Origin of the sequence: Paenibacillus sp. 7516, from assembly GCF_002272715.1 — a bacterium.
Lineage (GTDB): Bacteria > Bacillota > Bacilli > Paenibacillales > Paenibacillaceae > Paenibacillus > Paenibacillus illinoisensis_A.
This window is the reverse complement of sequence record NZ_NPBI01000006.1, coordinates 789935-810155: the sequence shown is the minus strand read 5'-3', so window position 1 is coordinate 810155 and position 20221 is coordinate 789935. Positions and strand designations below refer to the sequence as shown.

The following is a 20221-nucleotide window of genomic DNA, read 5'->3' as shown; positions in this document are numbered from 1 at the left end:
TAACATTCACTTTGGATTGATTATATATTGCATGGGCCTTATGAATTAGGAGCGATAATATGAATATAGAATTACCGATACAACAGGTTTTACCTGAGCTGAAACAGCTATTTCGAGAGCAGGATACGGGTGTGCTCATTGCAGAGCCAGGGGCAGGTAAAACAACCGTAGTACCTCTATCCTTATTAGAGGAACCATGGCTAAACGGGCGTAAAATCATGATGCTGGAGCCCCGCAGACTTGCGGCGCGCTCAGCCGCGGCGCGGATGGCCGCAGCGCTGAATGAAAACGTGGGTCAGACGGTAGGGTACCGTGTCCGCATGGACACCCGGGTCAGTCAGGCAACGCGGATCGAAGTTGTCACAGAAGGGGTACTTACACGCATGCTTCAGCAGGATCAGGGGCTTGAAGATACAGCGATGATTATCTTTGATGAGTTTCACGAGCGTCATCTGCACGGTGATCTTGGCCTGGCCTTGGCTCAGGAGTCACGGGCGATGCTGCGTCCGGATCTGAAGGTGCTTATTATGTCGGCAACACTGGACCCTGACCCAATCTGTACATTGCTTGGCGAAGAGACCCGCGCGATTGATTGTCCGGGACGCACGTTTCCAGTGGAAACCCGTTATGTATCAAAACCCGCTTCTGCTGTGCTGGAGGAGTTCACAGCTCATGTGGTTGTACAAGCTCTAGCGGAGCAGGAAGGGGACGTACTGGTCTTTCTTCCAGGAGCCAGAGAGATTCACCGGACAGAACGAGAACTGTCGAAGCTTAATCTTTCTTCTCATGTCGAGGTGCATTCCCTGTATGGCAGCATGCCGATTGAACGTCAGGATGAGGCTGTGCGCCCGGCAGTGGAAGGAAATCGTAAGGTCGTACTCTCCACCTCCATTGCGGAATCAAGCCTTACGCTTCCGGGTGTCAGAGTGGTTGTCGATGCCGGACTGAGTCGTGCATCCGTATTTTCTCCGCGCACAGGCATGAGTCGGCTTGTTACCCAGCCGGTGTCCAAGGCTTCAGCCGATCAGCGGCGGGGTCGTGCAGGGCGAATTGCACCAGGGGTGTGCTATAGATTGTGGAGTGAAGAGGTTCATGATGGTCTGCCGGAGGCAGCCAGACCGGAGATTGCCTCCGCGGACCTCGCACCGCTGGCGCTGGAGCTTGCCGCCTGGGGTGTCCAGTCCCCTGCAGAACTGCAGTGGCTGGACATCCCGCCTGCCGCGGCCTACAGCCAGGCACAGGCGCTGCTGCGCCAGCTGGGCGGCCTGGATGACGCAGGCCGCATCACGCCCTTCGGGCGGCGGATGAACGCGTTTGGCGTGCATCCGCGACTGGCCAGCATGCTGCTCCGCGCGGCGGAGCTTGGGCTGGCCAGCTACGCCAGCATGCTGGCGGCACTGCTGCAGGAGCCTGCCGGCCTCCGCAGCAGTGGCAGTGCACGCGCGGGCACGGACCTGCGCCCGCGCGTGGAAGCGCTGCTGATGGCGGACAGCAGCGGTACGCCGCAAGCGGCAGCGGGGGTCGCAGACATCGCTGCCGTACGGCGCATCCTTCAGGAGAGCCGACAGCTGCGCACGGCTCTCGGCCCGGCGCCGGAGGATACGGAACGGCTGGACGAGGACAGCTGCGGGCTGCTGCTGTCCTTCGCCTATCCGGACCGGATCGGACAGCGCCGGGAGGATGGCCGCTACCTGCTGAGCAGCGGACGCGGGGTACGGCTCAGCCAGGCGGAGTCGCTGAGCCGTTCAGCCTATCTGGTCGCTGCCGAGGCGGACGACCAGGGCGCAGATGCACGCATCCTGCTGGCTGCGCCGCTGGGTGAGCAGCTTTTGTTGGACTATGGTGCTGAGCTCATAGAAGAGGATGTGCAGATTGCATGGGATCGCAGTACACGAAGTGTGCGGGCTCATCGAAAGCTGCGAATTGGAGCAATCCTGATGAAGGAGAGCACTATCGCCCAGCCTCCGGAAGATCAGGTGCTGGAGGCACTCCTAACCGGAATCCGGACAGAAGGTCAGGATTGTCTTCCCTGGACCAAATCGTCCAGGCAGCTGGCGGACAGATTGCGATTTCTGCATCGTCATCTGCCGGGTTGGCCGGATCTCGCTGCGGATCATGTATCCGCGGAACTCGAAGATCAACTCAGTCCTTTTCTGGCAGGAATGCGTTCAGCTTCGGATCTGAAGAAACTGTCCATGCAGGACGTGTTGCTTAGTGGATTGAGCTGGGAACAACGGCAGCAGTTGGACCGGGAAGCGCCAACTCATGTTCAGGTTCCCAGCGGATCTCGCATTCCGGTTGATTATAGCCGACCTGAAGATCCTACACTGGCGGTACGGCTTCAGGAGATGTTCGGACAGCAGGATACACCGCGTATTGCTGGAGGTCGGGTGCCGTTAACCCTGCATCTGCTGTCTCCTGCGCACCGGCCTGTTCAGGTGACCCGGGATTTGGCGAACTTTTGGCGAGAGACGTATTTCGAGGTGAAAAAAGACCTGAAAGGCCGATATCCAAAGCATTACTGGCCAGACAATCCGTTGGAGGCAATAGCGACCAATCGGGCGAAGCCGCGCAGCTAGAGAGCATGATGTTTTTTTCGCTCACCATGCATATATATAAGCTTGGATATCGATCTGGCTTTTCAGTGAGAGCCATTGATGAGAATGACTTAAAAAGCTTATGTTATATCTGCGAATAAAGCTGAATTATTCGTATTTGCGCACGATTTAATGGCTGGAACCGTTTGAAAGAAAAATGTACGGGTAATAACATAGCGAAGCGAACTCTTAAATGATTAGGAGGAATTCACTATGCAGAAGAAAATTGTAGGTGTTTTTGATACAGAGCGTGAGGCATCTCAAGCCATAGAGGGCTTGAAAGCGCAAGGATTCAGTTCAGACGAAATTTCGGTAGTGACGCAGGATCGGGACGAGTTGAAGGCCATCCGGGAAGAGACGGGAACCAAGGCGCCGGAAGGTGTGGCAGCAGGTGCAGCCACAGGTGGCGTATTAGGTGGCGTAGCCGGGCTGTTGGCTGGTATCGGGGCTCTGGCCATTCCAGGTATAGGTCCGATCTTGGCAGCGGGTCCGATTGCAGCAGCGTTTACGGGAGCGGCAGTAGGTGCTGGTGCCGGCGGTTTGGTCGGTGGACTTGTGGGATTGGGTATTCCCGAAGAGGATGCCAGACAGTATGAGGAATATGTACAAAACGGAAAAATCCTCCTTCTGGTTGACTCCACTGATCGCGATTCGGATGTCTATGATGTATTCAGCAATACCAGCTATCTGAATCGTGACCGATACGCAGCTCGTGGTACGGATGTGCCAGCAGAGCAAACCGATCTCGACATGGAAGAGCGGAGACTGGAAGCTCAGGATAAAGCCGCACGATTTGGAAACAACACGTTCCTGTAAGCTTGGATTATTCAGGCTAGAACACTGAATTTGTATCCAAGGCTAAACAGGAGTAACACATATAAATCATCATTTGGTCCAAATGAGCCGTCAGGCGCTCAAAAGCCGGTTTCCTTCGGGGAAGCCGGCTTTTGTCCCTGTAATTACATCCTGGAATGATGATGAGTGTTGATGGTGTGTAGAGGCAAGTCTAAGAAGCAGGGAATAACAATACATAGAGCAGAACAGCAAGTGCCAGGCCAATGACCAACAGTGTAAGCGTCAGGAAGCGAATCAATCGGGTCGAGGCTTGAAATGTTTGCTGGTTAATTTGCCTGCGTTTGCGGTGATACGAAGCAGCAGAACACAGAATGATGGCAATGCCGCTGACGAGGGAGATCACTCCGGTTATGATGGCGGCAATGTGTGCAATCTGGTCATAAGAGGAAGAATTGAACCCCAATCCTGCAGCCAGGAATCCGATCCCGGCCATGGCTATTCCCGTACGAACCCAGGCCAGAAACGTTCGTTCATTGGCCATATGCTGCTGTACATATTTGGAGTCAATTGTGGGGGTATCTAGTTCGGAATCAGCGATAGGAATCCCTCCGTTCATCTTCTATACGAATATCATTGTACTTATTTTTCACTGTAAAACCAAGAAAGGCGGCTGAACGCTATGCCACAAAAAGAAAGAATTGCTGAAATTGAAAGTTTAAGGGGGATTGCCTTTGCAGCCGTTGTACTCCAGCATTCCATTGCCCATTTCTCTCTGGTCCCGGAAGCTGGCCTGGAAGATGGGGTTCTGCTTGCAATCCTTCTGATGGCTTCCAAATTCGCCGTCCCTTTATTTATTTTCATCACGGGCATGGTTTTGTTTTATAACACAGGAGAGCAGCTGAAATACGGCCGTTTCATGCAGAAACGAATAACGGATGTCATCGCACCATATGTCGTGTGGTCTCTCGTGTATTTCACCTTAACACCACAGGGGTGGGCCGGCATTGGTCGGCAGGATCTCCCTGAACTTGGATTGAAGTTGCTCACTGGCAAGACGACATCTCATTTTTGGTACATTATCATGCTAATTCAATTTTATTTGCTTTTCCCCTTGTTTCTAAAGGCCGTACGATATGTATATAACCGCTACGATTCACGGGGACGCCTGATTGCTGTCCTGGTTACGGGAGCCTTATACCTTGTGTTAGCCGATCAATTGGGGAATATTGCACGAGTCATGGAGCGACTTAATATTCCTGTACTGACCGATGTATTCACAACCTATGCCGACCGCAATTTCCTGTATTTCTTTTTTTATTTTGTGCTCGGTGCGTCTGCCGGATTATCTGTTCAAAGCTGGAATATGTGGATTCATCGGCTGCGCTGGGTATATTGGATCGTGTTTATAATCATGGGTCTTCGGTTTACATATCTATTAATGCTGGAATTTCAAAAGCCGGAAGGCATTCAGATCACATTTTACACCGTTAGCTTGATCAGGCCGGATATGGCTCTCTATCTAATCGCGTCGATCATGGTCATGTATCAGCTCGCAGGCAAACTTCATAATCACCTGGCCGTGGGCTGGCTTGGATGGATCGGCAGCGTTTCTTATGGGGGTTATCTCATGCATATGCTCATGCTGCGGTACAGTTACATTCCGGACGAATACTTTTACGTTGCATGGGGCCTAAATCCGACTGTACGAATGATTCTGACGTGGGTACTTGCTTTAGCTCTATCCTGTGTGATCACTTGGTGCATTTCGCGTGTAGGCTGGGGAAAATGGATCGTAGGTACTGTGCCGAAGGCCAATTTCAGAAAGTGAAAGAGGCAACAGATGAAAAATTCACAATAGAAGTGAATCATTCATGATGGTAGCGATCACGGTTGTGGATGGAAGTCAGCGTTCGCTTTTGTCGAACTGAAGCTTTTTTTGGTTCTTGTATCAAAAACTCATTATATGAAAAATTCACAATAAAAAACCCTAACTCCGTTTTGCCACACTATTCTGCGTATCCCTCCTGCTTTGTTCTCACCTGCTGCTTAACCGGGAAAAACGGAGAATGATGGCAGAAACCGAACACAAGTTTTATAATATGAAGTAGAGCGGTAGAGGATAGGGGGAACAAGCATGGCTTTTATGATCGCCCAGCGGGCATTTATCAAGCTGTATCTCATTACCATGGTTGAACAGCACAGAGGATATGGTTACGAAATGCTGGAGGCCATGAAGCAGGAATTTAAAGATTACGGCTATGTACCGCCTCAGAGTGAGGTATATCGGGCATTGCATGAACTGGTACAGCAGGGTGTATTTTATCGGACGAAGAAGTTGAAGGGCAGTGATCCCAAAGTGGATTTTCAGGAAATCGTTTTATATCACTTTACGGATGATGGAGCGGAAAAAGCCGAATTGTACAAAAAGCAGGTCAAGGCTGACCTAGACCGTTGTCTAGGCATGCTGCACAAGGCAGAAGAGGACAATTACGGGACGAAAGGAAGATGAGCATGAATAAGCAGCTACAGTGGGGAGTACTCGGTACTTCCACCATTGCCAAGAATGCGGTAATTCCGGCAATCCAGCAATCCGAACGGGGAGAAGTGCTTGCTATCGCGAGTCGAAGCAAGGAGAAGGCTGAAGCGCTCGCCGAAGAATTGGACATTGCTAGATGCTATGGAAGTTACGAAGAGCTCATTGCAGATCCTGATATTGAAGCCGTATATATTCCGTTGCCTAACCATATGCACAAGGAATGGACGATAAAAGCCGCTCAGGCGGGAAAGCATGTATTATGCGAGAAGCCAGCTGCACTGAATGCGGACGAGTCTGCCGAAATGATTCAGGTATGCAAGGAGCACGGCGTTCTCTTCGCAGAGGCAATCATGTATCGTTATCATCCCAAGCATCGGCGTGTCCAGGAGATTATCGCGAGTGGAGAGATTGGTGCCGTTCGTGCCATCCATGGCAACTTCACCTGTAATACGGCGGATGATAAGGATAATGTAAGGTTCAAACGGGAAATGGGCGGAGGCTCGCTCTTTGACCTTGGTGTATATCCCATTTCGGCAGCACGGATGTACCTGGGCCAGGAACCCGAAGCGGTTACGGTACATGCTTTATTCTCCGATGAACATGATGGAGTGGATATGATGGCTTCGGGGCTTGTAGAATTTCCGGGATCCGTTGCGTTAACGTTTGATTGCGGCATGTGGGCTTCCGGGAGGGCCGAGATGGAAATCCTTGGGACAGACGGACGAATTGAATTGCCAAAAGTCTTCGGCTGGGAGAATAGTGATATCCCACCGCAAATTATCGTTCACACGGATTCGGTCAGTCGGGAAGAACGGGTATCCGTATCCAATTCTTATGTTCTGCAGGCGGAAACCTTTGCTGCCGCTGTGCTGGATGGAACACCACTGCCGTTTACTCCGGATAATACGATAGCGAATATGAGGGTGATTGATGCCTGTTTGCAATCGGCAAGAACACGGCAGCGCGTTTCATTGATTTAAAAAAATAATAAAATGAGCAAACCAGACTCCATCCTTCAGGATGGAGTTTTTTAGTGTAAACTCAATCGACGAAACGTTAAAAAAATTTTCACGAAGGGGTTGATTTCCAGAAATTCTCCGTTAAAATAATATTAACATTAAAATTATTTTAACGTTGAAGGGCGGAATGGATAATGAGCGAAGGCACAGCGGTAAATAAGCAAGGGATTGGTGAGCTAATACAAGTCAAACCTTATATGCAGTTTATGCTGGGGAAGATGGTAGCGAGGTTTGGTGATTCCATTGACTCCATTGCATATAGCTGGATGGTGTACATGTTGACAGGTTCCAAACTATTGATGGGTACGCTGCTCGCAGTCAACTTTCTGCCGAATATTCTGCTCGGCCTTTTTGCAGGAGCGGTCGTGGATCGCATGTCTCCCAAGAAGGTCATCGTTCTGACGAATTCGGGCCGGGGACTGCTTGTTGGTATAACTGCTCTGTTATTTGGTTTGGGAGAACTCCAAGTATGGCATTTGTTCGTCGTAACGATTCTGAATTCGTTGCTTGAATGCTTCTCATCACCTGCCGAAATGTCCAGTGTACCGCGATTGCTGCCGCAATCGATGCTGCTTTCCGGCAATGCTATGTCGTCGTCGGCTACTCGACTGGCTGAACTTGGCGGGCTTGCCCTAGCAGGTGCGCTTATTGCAACTGTCGGAATAACGTGGACGATTTTGATGGACGCTGGCCTATTTGCATTAAGTGCTGTGCTAATGAGCCGGGTTGTCTATCCATCCGATCCAAGCACGGAAGAAGTATCCGCGGAGAAGTTATCTTCCACAGATACTCCCAGAAGTTTGCTTTCGGAAATGGTCGAAGCCTTTCATTTCATGCGCAAACACGCCCTGCTGCTGATTACCTCCATTTTATTTGCCTTCGTTAACTTCTGCCTGATGCCCTTCAATGTTCTCCGAACTCCATATGTTATCGATATTCTGCATGCTGGAGCAGGGGGGTTAAGTTTGCTTAGCGGGTTAATGGTGGGAGGAATGGTACTGAGTGGATTGTGGATGACTCACAGAGGCAGCAGCTATCGGAAGAGTGTATTGATTATTAGTGGAATCATCATGCTGGGTCTTAGTTATGCCATGACCGCGCTTCCTGCGTATATGTCAACTTATCAACTACCGCTTGCAGCTATGTTTTGCCTGATGATGGGGCTCGGCATACCATTAGCTACAACACCTCTTGCCTCATATCTATTGGAGGTGACGCCAGCCGGTATGCTCGGCAGGGTGTCTGCACTACAAAGTATGCTCTGTGTAAGTGCTGTACCGCTTGGAAGTCTGGTTGCGGGTGCTGCAGCAGAAGTGCTGTCCACGCCTGTGTTATTTATTGCTTTTGGCATTTTGCTTGCCATGTCAGCGATATCGCTCCTGCTCAGCAAAACATTCCGGCGTAGTTTATAGCCTAATTCCTGTATCTTTCTGTAAGACCTGTTTTGACCGGGGACAGGACTGAACGGTATAATATGCATATATAAGGACAACAGGTACCCCGGAAATGAGGATACAGGTATGCAGCAGAAAGTACTGTCAACGATCGAGGAGATCAAGATCTACTCCGACCCGTATCGGATCCAGATCCTGAATATGTTTAATAAACAGGGAAGACCCTCTACCGTAAAAGAAATAGCCGATAAGCTGGGAGAAGTGCCCGCGAAAGTACATTATCACGTGAAAAAGCTGGAGAAGATCGGTTTGCTCACCATCGTATCCACACGAGAGATTAATGGAATCATTGCCAAATACTACGAACCCTTTCAGGGAGAAATTCATCTTCGTCATGAAGATGAGGACCACTCGCCGCTGAAGCAGGTTTTTCGTTCAGAGACGCTTAAACTGTTAAATGAAATGTATGAACAGAGCCGCCAGATGTTTATGAAACAGGCGGAGCATGGTGAGAACATGTTTGGACAAATCTCGGACATGACGTTATATGCGAGCCGTGAGGAAGTAGAGAAGCTGTACAGGGATATCACGAAAATGTGTGAGCCTTATACGAAGCGGAATGAACAGAAGGAAGATCAGGAGGTTTTTCAGCTGTTTACCACGTTGTCCCAACATGTGGATGAACCGACTGAATCTCAGAAACGTAAAGTCCCACCGCATCAGCCGGGAGATCAGGGTTCTGATCCGAATGACGATGCATAGGAAATATAATCTAGGGAGACCGATGCGACAACAAAGAAAAGGCCGCCTGAAGGCGGCTTTTTGATGTGTGATGAGGACCAAGGGTGACTGCTCAACCATACCTTGTATACATGTAGAGAGGTCGGCAATCATTATCATTGTCAGAACTACATGTTCTCATCGTAATCCCGAACTTCTCGTTTGGCTGCGGTAGCTGGCGAATTGGATGTACCGTAATCCTCAACAGCTTCCCAGGCTTCGGCATGATCGAACTTGCCAGCATTCCGCTGTCTGACCTCTCCGGCACCGCTTGGGGGCATGGTCATCACCTGCTCTTCCACAGGGCGGTCATTGCTGAGCTCCCGGTTCGGTGTATCGTCAATACAGTAGGCCGTGTATGGAATGGCCTGAAGCCTCTCAAACGGAATATCCTGTCCACATGTGACACATGTTCCGTAGGTTCCTTTTTCCATACGCTCCAGGGCATCGATCACCTGGTTAAATTCATCCGTTAATGTATCGTCTACGGCCAGATCACGGCTGCGTTCAAACGTCTCCGTCCCCGCATCAGCCGGGTGATTATCGTATGATGACAGCTCGCCTGTAGAATCTTTAAGCGACGCGGCCGGAGCTCCATCTTCCATGTTGGATTCAAAATGACGCTGCAGATTGTCACGCTGCTCCAGAAGGGCACTCTTAAGTTCCTGAAGTTGATCATTGGCTAATGTACTCATAACGACATGCTCCTTTCCCGCTTTAGGGGTGTGTAGTCTGTCCTTACCCGATTTTGGCGGTTTACAATCATTTTTGCATCCTTGAAGAGGCGTTTGATTTTATATCTGGCCGATAATGTGTTATAAAAAATAGAGAGAGAAACTGCCGCGATTTCCCCGCGAAGTCGTAACGCACCGTGCTCCTTAAAGAGACGGTCCCGGCTACTTTTGAACATACGTCGATAGACGTTTTTCTTATAATGGAGGTTGTCAAGATGGATGAACATATGAAACGAAGATTGGATAAACAGAGACAATTGTTTAAACAACTGGGCGTACAGCTCGATGCCTTATCAATTCATGAAAAACAATTCAATTATAAGCTCCGTGGCTATGATCCGGATGAAGTCGATGCATATCTTGACCTGGTCATCAAGGATTACGAACGCTTTTATGCCAATATTGCCGATCTGATGGATAAATGGCAGGAGCAGCAGCTCACCATTCGGGATCTTAAGTCGACGGCCAGACCCGTAGATGATCCGACAAAAATTGATCGCAAACAGCTCGATGATATTGTGAAGCAGCTGGAATACAGCGTGCGGCAGTTGAAAATCAAGGCACGTCCGGAACAGAGTCTGTTCCCTGAATAGATTGAAGCACCAGGATTATATTACGTTAAAGGTGGTTAATCATGAGTACACATTTTTCGGTCAGTGTGCATTGTTTGTTGTTGTTGTCCTTCAGCGCGCCTGAACGAATCACTTCCGCAATGATTGCAGGAAGCGTCAACACCAATCCTGTTGTCGTAAGGCGTATTTTGGGCGGGCTGAAAAAGGCAGGTCTGGTCGATTCCTCTCCCGGAACGAGAGGGTTTTATCTCGCCAAACCGGCTAGTGAAATTACCTTGGCCATGATCTATCATGCTGCCAAGGACGAAGGTCCGCTATTTCCGATTCATGGCAATTGCAACCCTAATTGTGATGTTGGTCTTCGCATAGACAGTCTGCTGACGAATCTGTATCAGGTGGCAGAGGCAAAAGTCGAACAGTTCTTCGCATCCATTACGCTTGAAGATATGGAACGTTCCTGCTCCCAGATGGAGACTGTGCCTCCGTCTGCAGAGTAGGGTATTGTCTGAACCAGGGAGGTGTGCTTGAATATGAAAATAATCGTGATCTCGGATACGCATTTGCCCAAAAGAGCTAAGCAGCTGCCAGAACCACTGCTTCAAGTGCTGCCGGAGGCTGACCTCATATTGCATGCAGGCGACTGGTCGGATTGGAGTGTATACAAGCTGCTAAGCGAGTATGCTCCCGTTGCAGGCGTAGCCGGCAATACGGATCCGCCGGAAATTGGCAAGAAGCTGGGCTTTTCCCGCATTGTGGAGGCGGACGGTTTGCGTCTAGGTCTGGTGCATGGGCACCAGGGATCGAAAACGACCGAGCAGAATGCCATTCATACATTTGCCGGTCAGCAGGTGGATGCCATCATATTTGGCCACTCGCACATTCCCTTGATGCATACCGTCAACGATGTGCTGATATTCAATCCGGGTTCTCCAACGGATCGGCGCCGCCAGCCGAAGTATTCGTTTGGAATCCTGACGACTCGTCTTGGAAAATTGCATGCTGAGCATGTGTTTTTTGATCGAAAATAAGTAACGACTAAATGAATGAAATAACCATGACATCCCCATTCAGAATGAACATCTGAACAGGGATGTTTTTTTGCGTAGGAATATACTCTGGAAAAGTATGGTGACATTCACCACAGCCAAGTTGCAGTTATCCCTGAATGGGGAATGTTGCCTCACGTTTATCTCTTATTCATGTGTTGGAGCAGAACACTATTTGTACATATGCAGGAATGATACAATTCGTTTATCCAATAAATTTGAATACGTTTACATAAGGGGATGACAAAGATGAAACTGTCTGTATTTACTGTAGCGACGCCTGACCTGAACGCAGAAGAACTGGCTGCAGCGGCAGCATCAGCAGGTATCGACGGAATCGAGTGGAGATTCCGCGGAATACCGGAAGACGCATGTACTGAGGAACCATCTTTTTGGAGGCATAATCGGAGTTCAATTGATCCGGCCAAGTGGGAGGAACAGGTCCCTGATTTTCGTGAAGCGACTGCAAAACATGGTCGACGTTCCATTGCACTAGTACCGTATCTGAGCTGTGGGGATCTTCAAGCGACAGAGCAGGCGTTTCAGGCAGCAGCTGATCTGGGTGCGTCCATGATGCGTGTAGGTGTGCCGGGATATGATCGTAAAACCAGTTATCCCGAGCTGTACAGCCAAGCCATTAGGTATTTATCCGAAGTGCAGGAGATGGCTCAGCAGTATCACGTCAAAGCCGTGGTAGAGACGCATCACCAGACGATCGCTCCAACCGCTTCACTGGCCTACCGACTGGTGCAGTCGCTGGATGCTCAGCATGTTGGCGTGTTGTATGATCCAGGCAACATGGTACACGAAGGATATGAAAATTATCGAATGGGACTGGAACTGCTGGGTCCTTACCTTGCACACGTTCATGTGAAGAATGCAGCGTGGTACAAGGAGGAACAAAACGGAGAGAGTGCGGAGAGTTCTGTATCCGCGAAATGGAGATGTCATTGGTCACCGCTGACTGAAGGTATCGTGGATTGGATGCAAGTGTTCCGTGATCTGAAATCAGTGGGATATGACGGATATTACGGTATTGAAGATTTCAGTGGAGAATTTAAATCCCAAGCGATGTTGCAGCATTTTGCTGAGGTATTCGGCGAAATCGAGCGTCGTCTGGAAGAGGAGGTACAGGTATGAGTTTGATTCGAGTAGCCGTAATTGGCATTGGAAACATGGGTGCCGCACATGCCAGAACCCTTATTGCCGGAGATGTGCCTGGTGCAGAGTTGGTAGCCGTATGTGATGTCCGAAAGGAAATGGAGAGCTGGGTAGCCAGTAATTTTCCGGCTTCGGTCAGTTACTGGCAGGATGCCGAGCAGATGATGGCATCCGGCACCATTGATGCGGTCATTATTGCAACACCTCATTATGACCACCCGGAACAGGCAATCCAGGCTTTTCAGCACGGTCTGCATGTCATGATCGAGAAACCGGCCGGTGTTTACACCAAAAAGGTGCGCAAGATGAACGAAGCTGCTGCAGCCAGCGGCAAAGTGTTTTCCATGATGTACAATCAGCGGACGAATCCTCTGTATATCAAACTGAGAGATCTTATTGCTTCAGGAGAACTCGGGGAAGTAAGACGCACGAACTGGATCATCACGAATTGGTACCGATCCCAGAGTTACTATGACTCCGGCGGTTGGCGGGCAACCTGGGCAGGTGAAGGAGGTGGCGTGCTGATCAATCAGGATCCTCATCAGCTCGACTTGTGGCAGTGGACCATCGGCATGATGCCTGTACGAATGCGTGCATTCTGTTCGTTCGGCAAGTATCGGAATATTGAAGTGGAAGACGATGTGACAGCTTATGTGGAGTACGCAAACGGAGCAACAGGCGTATTTGTAACAACTACGGGTGAAGCTCCAGGTACCAACCGATTCGAGGTCAACGGCGACCGCGGTAAAATCGTGATTGAAGATGGCCAGCTTACATTCTGGCGCCTTCGGGAGTCCGAGCCTGAATTCAATAAACGGTTTACCGGAGGTTTCGGCCAGCCCGAATGCTGGAAGTGTGAAGTTCCGATTACGGGTACCGAATCTGGCCACCCAGGACTCATTCGTAACTGGATTGATGCCATCCGAACAGGTGCCACGCTCATTGCTCCAGGAGAAGAAGGCATACACGGATTAACCTTGTCCAATGCGATGCTTCTCTCGACCTGGACGGACAATTGGGTTGAGCTGCCCATTGATGAAGAGTTATTTTATGAACATTTGCAGGAGCGTATTGCCAGTTCGAACACCAAGAAAGACAAAAGTTACAGCAGCAGCCAGCCTGCGGACCTGACGCAAACATTTAAGTAGGCCTGTTATAACAATCGTTGTACTTGAATCTATTGAAAAGGTGGAGATGACGTGGCTAAAGATGGAATGTTTTATGCACCCAAAAGTGTGAAAAAAGAGGTTGTATGCGGTCCAGGTGAGTTTACCATTGCTGCTGTAGCACTCGATCATGGGCACATCTATGGCATGGTTGGAGGTTTGGTTGAGGCAGGGGCAACGCTCAAATGGGTATATGATCCTGATCCAGCCAAAGTGGAGGCATTTCGCAAACACTTCCCACAAGCACAGGCCGCAGCTTCGGAAGAACAAGTGCTGGCAGATGATCAGGTGCAGTTAGTGGCCGGAGCAGCCATCACTTCAGAACGCGCATCCCTGGGCATGAGGGTTTTGGCTTCAGGCAAGGATTATTTTACGGACAAAGCTCCATTCACCACATTGGATCAATTATCAAGGGCTAGGGAAGAAGTGAAACGGACCGGGAAGAAATACATGGTTTATTATAGTGAGCGCCTGCACGTGGAAAGTGCGATCTATGCCGGGCAGCTGATTGAGCAAGGAGCCATCGGTAAGGTTGTGCAGGTGATGGGCACAGGGCCGCATCGATTGAATGCTCCAGGCCGGCCAGATTGGTTTTTCCAGCACGATAAATATGGCGGTATCCTCTGCGACATTGGAAGTCATCAGATTGAACAGTTTCTTACGTTCGCTTCATGCACGGATGCGGAAGTCGCGTTCAGCCGGGTGCATAATTTCCACCATCCACAATTCCCTGAACTGGAGGACTTCGGCGAGGCATCTCTTATTGGCAACAATGGGGCATCTGGTTACTTCCGGGTAGACTGGTTCACACCGGACGGTCTCGGAACATGGGGTGATGGGCGCACTGTAATCTTGGGAACTGACGGGTATATTGAATTGCGGAAATATATCGATGTCGCGAGAGAGCGGGTGGGAGATCAGGTCTATCTGGTTAACCATGAAGGTGAATACCGTTACAGTGTCAAAGGACAGGTGGGCTATCCGTTCTTCGGAGATCTCATTCGTGATTGTCTGGAGCGGACGGAGACAGCCATGACACAGGAACATGCATTCAAGGCGGCAGAGCTCTGCTTAATTGCACAGCATAAAGCTATGAGCGAAAGAGTTGTCTGGAGCAGCGGCGCGAAGTAAACGTTATTCAAGTGAATTAATAGTTCATGAGTCATCTTCAATGTTAAGAGGGCAGCCTGTAGCCAGGTTGCCTTTTTTCATTAGACGACTTCGCAAATGGGATTATATGGGTTATCATGGATGGAGTTGGTGAGTTGCCTAAAATAATAGTAAATATGACTACATAGATTTGAAGGGTGCTTTTTAGTATTGAGAGTCAATAGTAAATCAAACTGGGAGGATTGTTATGAAATTTATCGTTTCTGCAAGTGTAATCGTCCTTAATGAAGATAACGAGATTTTGCTTATGAAAGGGAGAAGGGGATGGGAAATGCCGCAAGGATGTGTGGAACAAGGAGAAACGATAAGGCAAGCCGCAGTTCGGGAAGTGAAAGAGGAGACAGGGATGGATATCGAACTGATCCAATTTTGTGGTGTGTACCAAAATATCACTCGCGGAGTATGTAACCATATTTTCACCGGTAAGCCTGTAGGTGGCACGCTCACGACCAGTCATGAGAGTGAGGCGGTTGGTTTCTTCACATTGGAACAGGCAGATGAAATGATAACTTGGGGGAATTTCCGGGAACGAATCCATTACGCATTGGATGCCAAGATGCATCCCTTCTTAGTCGAATTTGCTGAATAGGAGAGCTAACTTATGAATAATACGAATAAGATACTAGGTGCGGCGCTGATGCTGGGAAGTGTAGGCTTGGCAACCATAGAGCGAATCTCCGTACGGCTATCTGCAGCGATTGTGGAAGCAGGTTATGCGTCCGGTGGCAATCCAAGAGAGATTGTATCACTGAATGACAATGGATCAGGCTGGCTTGTCTACTTCCTGTTTTTTATCGGATTTGTGCTGCTCGTTTCCGGCTTTCCGGGAAGTTATCGGAGGAGAGAAAAATAGGCGTCAAAATGTGAATTGGAAGAAGGGTGACCACCATGATTACATATCGATTTGTTACGAATGGGGATATCCATCATATCCAAACCATTGCTCATGATACGTGGATGTTCACTTACGGAGACATTTACTCCAAAGATTACATTCATAACTTTCTAAGTGTTGCTTATTCGACGGAGAACTTAAATCGTTCTGTAGAGAGAGACCTGCAAAGTTCCAAACGAAAGTTTTTAATAGCGGAATATAATAACGTCATCGTTGGGTTTGCCCAAACAACTCAAGTTCATGAAGAAGAGTATGAATTAACCCGAATCTATATACGGCCAGAATATCACAAGCTGGGAATTGGAACAGGCTTCATTCAGAGATATATTCAAGTGTTAGCACCGATAAAGCATCTATCTGCCTGGGTAGCGAAAGAAAATGATATTGGAAGAGGGTTCTATGAGAAGTGTGGATTTAAAGAAACAGAAGAGAAGGTTGAACTAATCGGAGGAAATACCAAAAAACAGCTTAAATATGAAATGGAATTATAGATGTTAAAACTGGATTCTCAATGAAGTAATGAAATGGATTAAAAAGAAGGGTGATTAATATTGTTAGATTATACGAACACTACTGCACAATTAACTGAACATAACCTGGATACCGTCGTTATACCCGTTGGTGCAACAGAGCAGTTCGGCCCTTATTTACCAGATAGATGAATTACATGGCGGCTTTATGTCCGTGTGTACCGCTTTATGGTTGTGCCCGGAAAAAGTGGTTTTACAACCAATGGGGTCTGAAATAACAGATAGGAATAGAACATTTGCTGATTTCATGGGCTGGGACAAGTTAACTAAAGACGGGTGTTGGGGAAACTATGTGCCGGGTGAATTAACCAAGGAAGAGATGGCCGAGAAGGGAAGAGTATTTTGGGAAACGTTTATATCAAGAAAATGTGAAGGGCTGAAAGAAGTATTGGAAGAAGCGTACCAACGAAAAACGGATCGGAAAAGCTAGGAATCTTAGAGCAAACCACATATGTGTAGGAAACACGTATGGGGGCATAAGGACAGACACTTCAGGAGGTTCAGATGAGAGAGATATCAACGGGAAATATGCAGACATTCAAAAACGAAACGGGAGGTATGTATGGAAGTTGGGAAAATAATAGGGATTGCCTACAACGTGATTCCGGTTAACGACGTGGAACAATCGGCAGCCTGGTTTGTTAAACATTTTGGGTTCAATATCAGAAATCGAAGAGAAGGCTATCTGAGTCTGTTTAGGGAGAATAGACCGATCTTGGATTTGATTCAAAGTGATAATGATACTAGAGCTGTATTTGAAGTAAACAATCAAAAAAGATGGGTAATTACATTCTTCACTAATGATATCTTGACTTTACATAACGTTCTGAAAACAGCTGGTGTTAACGTCAGAAACATAAGTGATGAAGGCAAGTATGGTAAGTTCTTTGTGTTTGAAGATCTGGATGGGAATTTGTTTGACGTTTGGGAACATCATGATTGTGAACTGATTTACTGATAGGCATAGCGCTAACATATAAAAGAATAGGAGTTAAACCCTCTATGATCATTAGTGAAACAATGGTATTCAATCATAAAGTTCTAATCAGGGAGATAGAGCACGAAGATATCCCTGAGCTCTACGAGCTGATATATGAAGATGAACAACCCGAGTGGAAAAAGTGGGACGCACCTTATTTTCCGTTGGAGCATGTCAGTTATACTGTATTTCAAGAATATACGAGTAAGGAAATGCTAGAAGACGGTGAGCCCGCTCATAGAATGATCATTCAAATTAATGATGAGATCGTAGGTGCAGTGAATTATTATTGGGAGCACAAACCGTCCAACTGGATGGAAGTGGGGATCGTCATATATAAACCTAAGTATTGGAATGGTGGATATGGAACGGCTGTTTTGAAGATGTGGATCGACTATTTGTTCAATAAGCTACCTATAGTCCGGGTAGGGTTAACAACCTGGTCAGGAAATGAAAGGATGATGAAGGTCGCAGAGAAACTGGGCATGCAGCTGGAAGGAAGACTTCGGAAGTGCCGCTTCTACAATAATACATACTATGATTCGATCCGTATGGGATTATTAAGAGAGGAATGGATGAGCCAATTTTGATCTTATACTTGCCATTCACTTCAGTTCATTTAGATGAATATTAAATTAGAACACTAGGAGGATATTGAATTGGAGAATAAAGAGACGTTTAATTCAATTGCAAATGAATATGAAAAATATAGACCTACCTACCCAAATGAAATGTATAACGATATATTTGATTATTCAAATCCGGATAGAGAAGATAAAATTCTGGAGATTGGTTGCGGGACAGGACAAGCCACGAGAGGGATGATCGAAAGAGGTTACAAACAAATTACCTGTATTGAATATGGTGACAGATTGGCCCAGTTCACTGCAGAGAAATTTAATTCCTATGAAACGATCAAGGTGATTAATAGCTCGTTTGAAGAATGGAACGGTGAAGTGGGGTCCTTTTAAGTTAGCCATTTCAGGCACAGCATTTCATTTTATCGAACCCAAGTTTGGTTATCGTAAAGTATGGGAACTTCTTGAGAGTTCGGGTTCCATTGCCTTTTTTTGGACCATACATGTGCCCATGTTTGATCAGCTCCATAACGAAATACGATCTCACTATAAAGAACTTGCACCACATTTGGACGATTCAACGTTCCAACCCCCCGAAGAAACCATCGAAGAAAGAAGAGCAATCACGGAGGAGACAGGAATCTTTATGAATGTAATGGTGGAAGAATATAGTGAAATTCTTACATATTCAAGCGGCGACTACGTTGCATTACTTGATACGAATTCGAAACATAGACAGCTCCCTGATAAACAAAAAGATATCTTATTAAATAAGATTAAAAATTCAATTGATAGATCAGGCGGAACAATTTATAAAGAACACAGAGTGGCATTATTTTTAGGGAGAAAATTTTCGTAGAAGAACGAAACATATCCGAAGGAGATGGGTCTATGAATTTCGTATATGGAGAATATCTTATTAGTGATCACAAAGAGAAGATCGATCTTCCTGCGGTAAAAGGCTTTCTTGCAAGAAGCTACTGGGCGAACAAGCGCTCAGAAGAAATCATTGAGCAATCCATCCATTCTTCCATATGTTATGGAATCTACAAAGCGGAGATCCAAGTGGGATTTGCGAGGGTGGTCACCGATGAGGCTACCATGTTTTGGCTTTGTGATGTTTTTATCCATGAGGATCATCGGGGACAGGGCCTAGGGAAGAAACTCATTGAAGTAATCACACAGTCGGACCGCTTCAAAAATGTAATGGGACTACTCGGAACATTAGATGCACATGAACTATACGAACAGTATCAATTCCATAGAAACCAGGATCGATTCATGGTAAGACTTCCAGATGATTTGAGGGAACGGTAAATAACGATGTACCAATAGTTCTATAAATAACGTACCAAATGAGGGAGCATGGAATTATGTCTGAATACTATTGGGACAACAAAATTGAATATCTGAGGAAGACGCGGGGGCTGTATTATAATGACGATTACCTGCAATTTCTTGTACAGAGTGTGTGGAAAATTACCAATCCTGTAAGCATTATTGATTATGGTTGCGGGTTCGGTTACCTAGGTCTTAAACTACTTCCTTTATTGCCTGAAGGCTCAAGCTATACGGGAGTGGACAAGGGGGAGGAATTGATAAAAGAAGCAAGGGAGACGTTCTCAAAAGTTTCGTTTCAGACTGAGTTTATAGCATGTGACATTGAACAGTTAGACGTAGAAGAGAAGTATGACATTGCCGTGAGTCATGCTTTTTTATTACATATGAATAACTCAGAAGTGATCCTACAGAAGATGATTGAAAGTGTGAAGGATCAAGGAAAAGTCATTGGTTTCGAACCTCATTGGATTGGTAATATGGCGAACTGTCATCTGGATGGTGTTGAACAAAGCCATGTAGTTAAGCTAGGTGTCCTGCAAAAGCTATTTGAGAACGACTACAAACGTACAGGTAAGGATGGGAATATTGGAATAAGGCTGCCTATACGAATGAGTCAATTGGGATTACAGAACGTGGAATGCAGGATGAGTGATAAGGTTAATTTTTTGGATCAGAACATGGATATGGAGAGCAAAAGCGCTTTATTTGGTTCATTGAGAGAAGAAGGATTTGGCGAGGAACCTGGTGATTCCGATGAGAGCATAGACAACTTAGTGAATAGAGAATTACAGCCAGAGGAAGCACGCGAGCAGTATGAAGCTGAATTAACGTTTTCCAAGAGATTCAATCAGGAGTCCTGGCTAACGTTTGCACCCAGTATGAAAATTTCGTTCGGCACGGTCCAAAGAGCGTAATTCGTAGGAGAGAT

25 protein-coding genes are annotated in these 20221 nt (G+C 47.3%); 23 read left to right on the top strand and 2 right to left on the bottom strand.

The features are described 5' to 3' along the window. The first annotated feature begins 59 nt into the window (after window positions 1-59). Window positions 60-2579 carry an ATP-dependent helicase HrpB gene (gene hrpB, locus CHI14_RS06960; RefSeq protein WP_095287655.1) on the top strand — a complete coding sequence of 840 codons (2520 nt, stop codon included), beginning with the start codon at window positions 60-62 and terminating at the stop codon, window positions 2577-2579. A gap of 231 nt (window positions 2580-2810) precedes the next feature. Continuing rightward, window positions 2811-3413 carry a general stress protein gene (locus CHI14_RS06955; protein ID WP_095287654.1) on the top strand — a complete coding sequence of 201 codons (603 nt, stop codon included), beginning with the start codon at window positions 2811-2813 and terminating at the stop codon, window positions 3411-3413. A 190-nt stretch (window positions 3414-3603) separates the two neighbouring features. Here CHI14_RS06955 and CHI14_RS06950 read toward each other — a convergent pair whose 3' ends face one another. Further along, window positions 3604-4008, bottom strand: coding sequence for a YidH family protein (locus CHI14_RS06950; RefSeq protein ID WP_095287653.1), 405 nt, complete (start codon window positions 4006-4008; stop codon window positions 3604-3606). Between the two features lie 63 nt (window positions 4009-4071). On the opposite strand from CHI14_RS06950, the gene CHI14_RS06945 reads away from it, so the two are divergent. The 5 genes from CHI14_RS06945 to CHI14_RS06925 all read left to right on the top strand — a co-directional run bounded on the left by CHI14_RS06945 (window position 4072) and on the right by CHI14_RS06925 (window position 9103). After that, the gene (locus CHI14_RS06945; protein WP_095287652.1) at window positions 4072-5220 is read left to right on the top strand and encodes an acyltransferase; all 1149 of its coding nucleotides are present in this window, start codon (window positions 4072-4074) and stop codon (window positions 5218-5220) included. A 306-nt stretch (window positions 5221-5526) separates the two neighbouring features. Then, window positions 5527-5901, top strand: a complete 375-nt coding sequence (locus CHI14_RS06940; RefSeq protein WP_095287651.1) for a replication termination protein — start codon at window positions 5527-5529, stop codon at window positions 5899-5901. Between the two features lie 2 nt (window positions 5902-5903). Beyond that, entirely contained in the window at window positions 5904-6908 is a 1005-nt protein-coding gene (locus CHI14_RS06935) for a Gfo/Idh/MocA family protein (protein ID WP_095287650.1), read from the top strand. 173 nt (window positions 6909-7081) lie between these two features. Next, entirely contained in the window at window positions 7082-8359 is a 1278-nt protein-coding gene (locus CHI14_RS06930; RefSeq protein WP_095287649.1) for an MFS transporter, read from the top strand. Between the two features lie 108 nt (window positions 8360-8467). Continuing rightward, window positions 8468-9103 (top strand): winged helix-turn-helix domain-containing protein, encoded by a 636-nt coding sequence (locus CHI14_RS06925; RefSeq protein WP_095287648.1) that lies wholly within the window; start codon window positions 8468-8470, stop codon window positions 9101-9103. Window positions 9104-9249: 146 nt separating this feature from the next. On the opposite strand, the gene CHI14_RS06920 is transcribed toward CHI14_RS06925, so the two are convergent. Next, window positions 9250-9816 carry a TraR/DksA C4-type zinc finger protein gene (locus CHI14_RS06920; protein WP_095287647.1) on the bottom strand — a complete coding sequence of 189 codons (567 nt, stop codon included), beginning with the start codon at window positions 9814-9816 and terminating at the stop codon, window positions 9250-9252. Between the two features lie 254 nt (window positions 9817-10070). Here CHI14_RS06920 and CHI14_RS06915 point away from each other — a divergent pair, with 254 nt between their 5' ends. From CHI14_RS06915 to CHI14_RS06840, 16 genes are all read left to right on the top strand, one after another. After that, entirely contained in the window at window positions 10071-10448 is a 378-nt protein-coding gene (locus CHI14_RS06915; RefSeq protein WP_095287646.1) for a DivIVA domain-containing protein, read from the top strand. A 41-nt stretch (window positions 10449-10489) separates the two neighbouring features. Next, window positions 10490-10924 carry an Rrf2 family transcriptional regulator gene (locus CHI14_RS06910; protein ID WP_095287645.1) on the top strand — a complete coding sequence of 145 codons (435 nt, stop codon included), beginning with the start codon at window positions 10490-10492 and terminating at the stop codon, window positions 10922-10924. A 33-nt stretch (window positions 10925-10957) separates the two neighbouring features. Continuing rightward, window positions 10958-11455 (top strand): metallophosphoesterase family protein, encoded by a 498-nt coding sequence (locus CHI14_RS06905; RefSeq protein WP_095287644.1) that lies wholly within the window; start codon window positions 10958-10960, stop codon window positions 11453-11455. 267 nt (window positions 11456-11722) lie between these two features. After that, the gene (locus CHI14_RS06900) at window positions 11723-12613 is read left to right on the top strand and encodes a sugar phosphate isomerase/epimerase family protein (RefSeq protein WP_095287643.1); all 891 of its coding nucleotides are present in this window, start codon (window positions 11723-11725) and stop codon (window positions 12611-12613) included. Further along, window positions 12610-13782 (top strand): Gfo/Idh/MocA family protein, encoded by a 1173-nt coding sequence (locus tag CHI14_RS06895; RefSeq protein WP_095287642.1) that lies wholly within the window; start codon window positions 12610-12612, stop codon window positions 13780-13782. The genes CHI14_RS06900 and CHI14_RS06895 overlap by 4 nt, the downstream gene beginning before the upstream one ends. Before the next feature lie 66 nt (window positions 13783-13848). Next, window positions 13849-14931, top strand: a complete 1083-nt coding sequence (locus tag CHI14_RS06890; RefSeq protein ID WP_095287789.1) for a Gfo/Idh/MocA family protein — start codon at window positions 13849-13851, stop codon at window positions 14929-14931. Between the two features lie 226 nt (window positions 14932-15157). Further along, entirely contained in the window at window positions 15158-15559 is a 402-nt protein-coding gene (locus CHI14_RS06885; protein ID WP_095287641.1) for an NUDIX hydrolase, read from the top strand. Between the two features lie 12 nt (window positions 15560-15571). Continuing rightward, window positions 15572-15823 (top strand): hypothetical protein, encoded by a 252-nt coding sequence (locus tag CHI14_RS06880; RefSeq protein ID WP_095287640.1) that lies wholly within the window; start codon window positions 15572-15574, stop codon window positions 15821-15823. A 35-nt stretch (window positions 15824-15858) separates the two neighbouring features. Next, window positions 15859-16356, top strand: coding sequence for a GNAT family N-acetyltransferase (locus tag CHI14_RS06875; RefSeq protein ID WP_095287639.1), 498 nt, complete (start codon window positions 15859-15861; stop codon window positions 16354-16356). A gap of 130 nt (window positions 16357-16486) precedes the next feature. Further along, entirely contained in the window at window positions 16487-16825 is a 339-nt protein-coding gene (locus tag CHI14_RS06870; RefSeq protein ID WP_212676982.1) for a hypothetical protein, read from the top strand. 132 nt (window positions 16826-16957) lie between these two features. Beyond that, window positions 16958-17353 carry a VOC family protein gene (locus CHI14_RS06865; RefSeq protein ID WP_095287637.1) on the top strand — a complete coding sequence of 132 codons (396 nt, stop codon included), beginning with the start codon at window positions 16958-16960 and terminating at the stop codon, window positions 17351-17353. Window positions 17354-17403: 50 nt separating this feature from the next. Beyond that, on the top strand, window positions 17404-17964 hold the full coding sequence (locus CHI14_RS06860) for a GNAT family N-acetyltransferase (protein WP_481856393.1): 561 nt from the start codon (window positions 17404-17406) through the stop codon (window positions 17962-17964). Between the two features lie 69 nt (window positions 17965-18033). After that, window positions 18034-18345, top strand: coding sequence for an rRNA adenine N-6-methyltransferase family protein (locus CHI14_RS06855; RefSeq protein WP_095287636.1), 312 nt, complete (start codon window positions 18034-18036; stop codon window positions 18343-18345). Next, on the top strand, window positions 18311-18811 hold the full coding sequence (locus CHI14_RS06850) for a hypothetical protein (RefSeq protein WP_170948035.1): 501 nt from the start codon (window positions 18311-18313) through the stop codon (window positions 18809-18811). Before CHI14_RS06855 ends, CHI14_RS06850 begins: the two co-directional genes overlap by 35 nt. A gap of 32 nt (window positions 18812-18843) precedes the next feature. Next, on the top strand, window positions 18844-19269 hold the full coding sequence (locus tag CHI14_RS06845; protein ID WP_095287634.1) for a GNAT family N-acetyltransferase: 426 nt from the start codon (window positions 18844-18846) through the stop codon (window positions 19267-19269). 56 nt (window positions 19270-19325) lie between these two features. Continuing rightward, window positions 19326-20207, top strand: coding sequence for a methyltransferase domain-containing protein (locus CHI14_RS06840; RefSeq protein WP_095287633.1), 882 nt, complete (start codon window positions 19326-19328; stop codon window positions 20205-20207). Window positions 20208-20221: the final 14 nt, after the last annotated feature.